The 6372-nt window shown below is 64.0% G+C and carries 8 protein-coding genes; 4 read left to right on the top strand and 4 right to left on the bottom strand.

What is annotated here, in order from left to right; all coding sequences use genetic code 11:
- Positions 1–90 precede the first annotated feature (90 nt).
- Both C7I84_RS27945 and C7I84_RS27940 read right to left on the bottom strand, forming a co-directional pair.
- On the bottom strand, positions 91–783 hold the full coding sequence (locus C7I84_RS27945) for a uracil-DNA glycosylase (protein ID WP_106775495.1): 693 nt from the start codon (positions 781–783) through the stop codon (positions 91–93).
- Positions 780–1358: a LabA-like NYN domain-containing protein gene (locus tag C7I84_RS27940; protein ID WP_106775490.1), complete on the bottom strand. Its 579-nt coding sequence runs from the start codon at positions 1356–1358 to the stop codon at positions 780–782. The genes C7I84_RS27945 and C7I84_RS27940 overlap by 4 nt, the downstream gene beginning before the upstream one ends.
- Positions 1359–1649: 291 nt before the next feature.
- Here C7I84_RS27940 and rpoZ point away from each other — a divergent pair, with 291 nt between their 5' ends.
- Together rpoZ and C7I84_RS27930 are read left to right on the top strand one after the other, a co-directional pair.
- Entirely contained in the window at positions 1650–2051 is a 402-nt protein-coding gene (rpoZ, locus tag C7I84_RS27935) for a DNA-directed RNA polymerase subunit omega (RefSeq protein WP_106775489.1), read from the top strand.
- A 108-nt stretch (positions 2052–2159) separates the two neighbouring features.
- Entirely contained in the window at positions 2160–4385 is a 2226-nt protein-coding gene (locus tag C7I84_RS27930; RefSeq protein ID WP_106775488.1) for a RelA/SpoT family protein, read from the top strand.
- 18 nt (positions 4386–4403) lie between these two features.
- Here the strand turns inward: C7I84_RS27930 and C7I84_RS27925 are convergent, their stop codons facing one another.
- The gene (locus C7I84_RS27925; RefSeq protein ID WP_106775487.1) at positions 4404–4685 is read right to left on the bottom strand and encodes a helix-turn-helix domain-containing protein; all 282 of its coding nucleotides are present in this window, start codon (positions 4683–4685) and stop codon (positions 4404–4406) included.
- Positions 4682–5023 carry a type II toxin-antitoxin system RelE/ParE family toxin gene (locus C7I84_RS27920; protein WP_106775486.1) on the bottom strand — a complete coding sequence of 114 codons (342 nt, stop codon included), beginning with the start codon at positions 5021–5023 and terminating at the stop codon, positions 4682–4684. Before C7I84_RS27920 ends, C7I84_RS27925 begins: the two co-directional genes overlap by 4 nt.
- A gap of 126 nt (positions 5024–5149) precedes the next feature.
- On the opposite strand from C7I84_RS27920, the gene pyrE reads away from it, so the two are divergent.
- Positions 5150–5728, top strand: coding sequence for an orotate phosphoribosyltransferase (pyrE, locus tag C7I84_RS27915; RefSeq protein WP_106775485.1), 579 nt, complete (start codon positions 5150–5152; stop codon positions 5726–5728).
- A 223-nt stretch (positions 5729–5951) separates the two neighbouring features.
- Positions 5952–6362 (top strand): holo-ACP synthase, encoded by a 411-nt coding sequence (gene acpS / locus C7I84_RS27905; RefSeq protein WP_106775484.1) that lies wholly within the window; start codon positions 5952–5954, stop codon positions 6360–6362.
- Positions 6363–6372 lie beyond the last annotated feature (10 nt).

The following is a 6372-nucleotide window of genomic DNA, read 5'->3' as shown; positions in this document are numbered from 1 at the left end:
CTCAACGCCGTCCGTCTTGCAAAGGGCAAGCACTCCATCAAAACCACGCGAAAGCTCGCCGGATGGGATACAAACGAACTCGCGCGAATCCTAAGCCCTGCCCGTTAACCTGGACTCGTTGCCCTGGTCCAGATGTCGCCGCACCGCCTCGAACACCTGGACGAACATCGCCTCCGTCAGCACGCCGGTGTTGGTGTTGTAACGCGAGCAGTGATAGCTGGAAAACAGCGTCAGGCCGCCGATCGGCGCGGCCGTGCCGTGCTTGAAGGGAAAGGCGGCGACCCGGCCGCCCAGCGCCCGCACCGTCGACTGGTGGGCGATGGCGCCCAGCGTGAGCACCGCCTCGAGATTGGGAAAACGCTGAAGTGTCGGCACGAGAAAGGTGCGGCAGGTGGCGATCTCCGCGCCGACCGGCTTGTTCTCAGGCGGCACGCAGCGCACCGCATTGGTGATGGCGGTGCCGACCAGTTCCAGCCCGTCGTCCGGCCGAGCCAAAAACTGCCCGCGGGCGAAGCCGAAGCGGATCAGCGTCGAATAGAGCAGGTCGCCGGCATAGTCTCCGGTGAACGGCCGCCCGGTGCGGTTGGCGCCGCGCAATCCCGGCGCCAGTCCGACGACGAGGAAGCGGACGGACGGATCTCCTTCGGGCGGCAGGAAGGTGGGCACCGGCGCGTTGAACCAGGTGGGTTCGCGCAGCCGCCAGGCGGCGATGAAATCGTGCAGGCGCGGACAGAGCGGGCAGTCGCGCGACGGTTCCGCGGGAAGCACGGGAAGAGCCGTCAGATTTCGTCTTCGGCGGGCGTCGGTTCCGGACGGCGGACCGGCCGCTCGGACGGATCGCGGCCGATCTCGGCCTTGAGCGTCATCAGGTCGATGAAGTGATCGGCCTGCCGGCGCAGGTCGTCGGAGATCATCGGCGGCTGCGAGGCCATGGTCGAGACGATCGAGACCTTGCGGCCTCGCCGCTGCAGCGCGTCGACCAGCGTGCGGAAGTCGCCGTCGCCGGAGAAGATCACGTAGTGGTCGACGAAGCCGGTGAGCTCGAGCGCATCGACGGTGAGCTCGATGTCCATGTTGCCCTTGATCTTGCGGCGGCCGGTTGAGTCGGTGAACTCCTTGGCCGGCTTGGTCACCACCTTGTAGCCATTGTAGTCGAGCCAGTCGATCAGCGGTCGGATCGAGGAGTATTCCTGGTCCTCGATCAGGGCGGTGTAGTAGTAGGCACGCACCAGATAGCCGCGTTTCTGGAAGGCGGCGAGCAGCTTGCGGTAGTCGATGTCGAAGCCGAGCGACCGCGACGTGGCGTACAGGTTGGCACCGTCGATGAAGAGGGCTATCTTCTCGCGCGGATCGAACATCAGCGGAATATCCTTGGTCAAAACAATCGATCGAACCAGCAATCCAGTCGATGCACCGTCGGCTTAACGCCCCGGCGGCAAACGCCGTTCCGCATCGCTTCCTTGAACAAACAAATATCCGTCTGGCCGCCGCATTCCAAGGTCGGTCACGAAAAAGTAAACGGTCGCGTCGTCGCAGGCAGCCAGCCTGCCGCGCAAGGGTCGGGCTTGCCATGAAGCTTGTTTTCATCGGCCGTTTGGTTTATGGGCGGCACTGGTTTTCCAGACATCCAGGTATGAAAGGGGCACTCCATGGCCCGCGTAACCGTTGAAGACTGCATCGACAAGGTCGAGAACCGCTTCGAGCTGGTTCTGCTGGCTGGCCACCGCGCCCGCCAGATCAGCCAGGGCGCCATGATCACGGTGGCGCGCGACAACGACAAGAATCCGGTGGTGGCGCTGCGCGAGATCGCCGACGAGACGCTGTCCCCCGGTGATCTGAAGGAAGATCTGATCCACTCGCTGCAGAAGCATGTGGAGGTCGACGAGCCGGAAGCCGACGGTGCCGAGATCACCGACCAGACGACCGCCGCGGCCGGCGACGTCGCCGAGCAGGACGACGACGCCAACATCACCTTCGACCGCATGTCGGAAGAGGAGCTGCTGGCCGGCATCGAAGGCCTCGTGGCGCCGGAAAAAAGCGACGATTACTGAGGCTTGGCCGCCGGGCGGGCCTTTCGTGCCCGCCCTATCGTGGCTATCTATCTCATGCGCCGTGTCGTCCGATGCGGCGCATGGTTCTTTTCAGGGATGCCGTAGGCGATGATGCGTCAGTACGAGCTTGTCGAGCGCGTCCAGCGCTACAAGCCAGACGTCAACGAGACCCTGCTCAACAAGGCCTATGTCTATGCCATGCAGAAGCATGGTCACCAAAAGCGCGCCTCCGGCGACCCGTATTTCTCGCATCCGCTGGAAGTCGCCGCAATCCTGACCGACATGCATCTGGACGAGTCGACCGTGGCTGTGGCGCTGCTGCACGACACGATCGAGGACACCACCGCCACCCGCCAGGAGATCGACCAGCTTTTCGGTCCCGACATCGGCAAGCTCGTCGAGGGTCTCACCAAGCTGAAGAAGCTCGACCTCGTCTCGAAGAAGGCCGAGCAGGCGGAGAACCTGCGCAAGCTGCTCCTGGCGATTGCCGAGGACGTCCGCGTCCTCTTGGTGAAGCTCGCCGACCGCCTGCACAACATGCGTACCCTCGACCACATGCGCGAGGACAAGCGGCTGCGCATCGCCGAGGAGACGATGGAGATCTATGCGCCGCTTGCCGGGCGCATGGGCATGCAGGGCATGCGCGAGGAGCTGGAGGAACTCGCCTTCCGCTACATCAATCCGGAAGCCCACCGCATGGTGACGGCGCGGCTGACCGAGATATTCGAGCGCAACCGCGGCGTGGTGGCCGAGATCGAGGCGTCGCTGTCGGAGCTGTTCCAAAAGCACAAGATCAAGGCCAGGGTGAAGAGCCGCCAGAAGAAACCCTGGTCGGTGTTCCGCAAGATGGAGGCCAAGGCTCTGTCGCTGGAGCAGCTGTCCGACCTGTTTGGCTTCCGCGTCCTGCTCGACACGGTCGAGGATTGCTACCGCGCATTGGGTGCCATCCACACCACCTGGTCGATGGTTCCAGGCCGCTTCAAGGACTACATCTCGACGCCGAAGCAGAACGACTACCGCTCCATCCACACCACCATCGTAGGGCCGTCGCGTCAGCGCGTCGAGCTCCAGATCCGCACCGCCGACATGAACACGGTGGCCGAATACGGTGTCGCCGCGCATGCGCTCTACAAGGACGGGCGCTTGAAGATGAACGGCGCCGCCCATGTGATCTCCAAGGAGACCAACGCCTATGCCTGGCTGCGCCGCACCATCGAGCAGCTGGCGGAGGGCGACAACCCCGAGGACTTCCTGGAAAACACCAAGCTCGAGCTGTTCCAGGACCAAGTGTTCTGCTTCACCCCGAAGGGCACGCTGATCGCGCTGCCGCGCGGCGCCATTCCCATCGACTTCGCCTATGCGGTCCACACCGAGGTGGGCGATTCCTGCGTCGGCGCCAAGGTCAACGGCCGCATCATGCCGCTGATGACCGAGCTGAAGAACGGCGACGAGGTCGAGATCATCCGCTCCAAGGGACAGGTGCCGCCGGCGGCCTGGGAATCGCTGGTGGTCACCGGCAAGGCGCGTGCTGCCATCCGCCGCGCCACCAAGAACGCCATCCGCAAGCAGTATTCGGGCCTGGGCATTCGCATCCTGGAGCGCGTCTTCGCGCGCGCCGGCAAGGAGTTCGCCAAGGAGAACCTGAAGCCGGTGCTGGCCCGTCTGGCCCGCAAGGATATCGACGACGTGATGGCGGCGGTCGGCCGCGGCGAGCTCGCCTCCGGCGACGTGCTGCGCGCCGTCTATCCCGACTACAAGGAGGAGCGCGTCACCACGCCGCCGCAGCCGCGCGAGGAGGGCTGGTCGAAGATCCGCAATGCCGCGGGCATGCTGTTCCAGCTTCCCGGACGCTCGCGCAAGGACCGCAAGGCGAAGAAGGACAGCGGCGCAGTGCCGATCCGCGGCGTCAGCGGCGATCTGCCGGTGCGCTTCGCTCCGGACGGTGCAGTTCCCGGCGACCGCATCGTCGGCATCATGCAGCCCGGCGTCGGCATCACCATCTATCCGATCCAGTCGCCGGCGCTCACCGATTTCGACGATCAGCCGGAGCGTTGGATCGACGTGCGCTGGGACATCGACGAGGACAACCGCGAGCGCTTTCCCGCCCGCATCTCGGTGACGGCGATCAACGCGCCCGGCTCGCTGGCCGAGATCGCCCAGGCCATCGCCATCAACGACGCCAACATCCACAGCCTGTCGATGGTGCGCACCGCGCCCGACTTCACCGAGATGCAAGTCGACCTGGAGGTCTGGGACCTGAAGCATCTCAACCGGCTGATTTCGCAATTGAAGGACTCGCCGGCCGTCAGCTCGGCCAGGCGGGTCAATGGCTAGGACCTTGGACTGGCACTTTCATGCTGCGTCGGCGATATGCAGTTCGACATGCAGGCCTGCTGCGGTCGCCATGTTCACCAGCGAATCGAGCCCGAACAGATTTATCTTGCCGTTCATGAGATCGGAGATGCGTGGCTGGGTCACGCCGAGCAACTGCGCGGCGGCCTTCTGATTCAAGCCTTCGCGGGCGATGTGGTTTTTCAGGGCGATCATCAATGCTGATCGAAGCCGCATATTCTGCGCCTCGGCGCGATTGTCCTCGATCGCGTCCCAGACGCTGGCAAAGCTATCGTTGCTCATGACTTGCTGTCCTGGATCAGTTGCTGATACCGCCTGCGCGCCAAATCCATATCGGCCTTGCTGGTGGTCTGCGTTTTCTTCTGAAAGCAATGAAGCACATAGATTGCCGACTCGAATTTCGCCACGTAGATCACGCGGAAGGCCCCGTCCATGGAACGTATGCGAATCTCGCGGACGCCTTGCCCGATTGAACTCATCGGCTTCCAATCGTCAGGATCGATCCCGGTTTGAACCTGATCGAGTTGATGTCCCGCTTCGCGACGGGCCAGCGCCGGGAAGGTTCGCAAGTCGGCAAGCGAGCTTCCAAGGAACACGATGCCTTTGACGCGTTCGGCCATGGTCGCTTATACAAAATTCTGTATAGTCGTGCAACGAAAGCCGCTGGCAGCGCAATCGCTTGGCACATGGCCTTGACAGCATGAGCCGTTGTCGAGGAACGATCGCGCGCATTGATGGAAAAAAACATGAACACAGACGAAGTCCTGGCGATTTTCCGCGAGGCGGGCGCGGTGCTGGAGGGGCATTTCATCCTCACCTCGGGGCTGCGCAGCCCGGTCTTCCTGCAGAAGGCGCGCGTCTTCATGCATGCCGACAAGACCGAACGCCTGTGCCGCGCCTTGGCCGACAGAATTCGCGAGGAGGTGCCCGGCCGCATCGACTATGTCGTCGGTCCGGCGATCGGCGGCCTGATCCCCGCCTACGAGACCTCGCGCCATCTCGGTGTCCCGGCGATCTGGGTCGAGCGCGAGCAGGGGGTGTTCCGCCTGCGCCGCTTCGAGATCGAGAAGGGTGCGCGCGTCGTCATCGTCGAGGACATCGTCACCACCGGCCTGTCTATCCGCGAGACCATCGAGTGCCTGCGTGGCATCGGCGCCGAGGTGCTTGCCGCCGCCTGCATCATCGACCGCTCCGCCGGCAAGACCGATGTCGGCGTGCCGCTGGTGGCGCTGGCCGAATACGAGGTGCCGGCCTATCCTGCCGACAAGCTGCCGCCGGAACTCGCGGCGCTGCCCGCGGTTAAGCCGGGAAGCAGGAATATGTAGCGGCAATGTTCGTGCTCCGTCGCACCCCCCTCTGTCCTGCCGGACATCTCCCCCGCAAGGGGGGAGATTGGACGGCCGCATTGCATGGCAGCTATTCTGAAATGTTGCCGATTGGCGAAATCGTAGATGACAGTCAATCTCCCCCCTTGCGGGGGAGATGTCCGGCAGGACAGAGGGGGGTGCGACGGAGCACCGCGCTCTCCGCGAACGCCGTGGGGTACCCATGATCATCGGCATCGGCTCGGACCTGATCGACATCCGCCGCATCGCGAGTTCGCTCGACCGCTATGGCGAGCGCTTCGTCAAGCGCATCTTCACGGACGTGGAGCAGGCCAAGGCGGAAGGCCGGCGCGAGCGCGCCGCGACCTATGCGAAGCGTTTCGCCGCCAAGGAGGCCTGCGCCAAGGCGCTGGGCACCGGCATGGCACGCGGCGTGTTCTGGCGCGACATGGGCGTCGTCAACCTGCCTGGCGGCAAGCCGACCATGCACCTGACCGGCGGCGCGGCGAAGCGGCTGAAGGCGATGCTGCCGGCCGGCCACCGCGCCGAAATACACCTCACCATAACCGACGACCATCCGCTCGCTCAGGCGTTTGTGATCATCGAGGCATTGCCGGCCGAACAACGGCCATGATTATGGCATT

It is taken from the genome of Kumtagia ephedrae (genome assembly GCF_003012745.1).
Lineage (GTDB): Bacteria > Pseudomonadota > Alphaproteobacteria > Rhizobiales > Rhizobiaceae > Kumtagia > Kumtagia ephedrae.
Note: the sequence above shows the minus strand (reverse complement) of the source record. Positions and strands in the feature narration are given on the sequence as shown.

What these genes read in the sequence shown, in the direction of transcription:
- C7I84_RS27920 (WP_106775486.1), bottom strand. Translation starts at nt 5,023, where the DNA reads ATGGCCGAACGCGTCAAAGGCATCGTGTTCCTTGGAAGCTCGCTTGCC.
- acpS (WP_106775484.1), top strand. Translation starts at nt 5,952, where the DNA reads ATGATCATCGGCATCGGCTCGGACCTGATCGACATCCGCCGCATCGCG.
- pyrE (WP_106775485.1), top strand. Translation starts at nt 5,150, where the DNA reads ATGAACACAGACGAAGTCCTGGCGATTTTCCGCGAGGCGGGCGCGGTG.
- C7I84_RS27925 (WP_106775487.1), bottom strand. Translation starts at nt 4,685, where the DNA reads ATGAGCAACGATAGCTTTGCCAGCGTCTGGGACGCGATCGAGGACAAT.
- C7I84_RS27940 (WP_106775490.1), bottom strand. Translation starts at nt 1,358, where the DNA reads ATGTTCGATCCGCGCGAGAAGATAGCCCTCTTCATCGACGGTGCCAAC.
- C7I84_RS27930 (WP_106775488.1), top strand. Translation starts at nt 2,160, where the DNA reads ATGATGCGTCAGTACGAGCTTGTCGAGCGCGTCCAGCGCTACAAGCCA.
- rpoZ (WP_106775489.1), top strand. Translation starts at nt 1,650, where the DNA reads ATGGCCCGCGTAACCGTTGAAGACTGCATCGACAAGGTCGAGAACCGC.